Annotated in this window: 1 pseudogene; it reads right to left on the minus strand. The window is 58.4% G+C overall.

Annotated features, from left to right (window positions below):
• Positions 1-142 (minus strand): annotated as a pseudogene (locus tag F7R02_RS26170) (IS3-like element ISXac4 family transposase); the annotation flags it as partial.
• Positions 143-250 lie beyond the last annotated feature (108 nt).

Here is a 250-nt window from a genome sequence, read left to right on the forward strand (position 1 = left end):
CTGGCAGCCTCGGCACGTAGAGCGGCACCCGCTCACGCTTGGGAAGGCGACGCTTTGCAGCGCGGCGTAGGTTGAGCTTCATGGCCTTGTAAACGCGATAGATGCGTTTGGGATTCCAACCTGGTTGGGTTCTACCCCGATATCACGGACGGTTGTAAAAGAGCTGCAACCTTCTGATCCTGCTTGGCCGCCCTTCGCCGCATCCTTGGGTTGTGGCGTCGCTCGATGTAGTCAAACACATCCGCTCTTG

Source organism: Xanthomonas cissicola, assembly GCF_008801575.1.
Classification (GTDB): Bacteria; Pseudomonadota; Gammaproteobacteria; order Xanthomonadales; family Xanthomonadaceae; genus Xanthomonas; species Xanthomonas cissicola.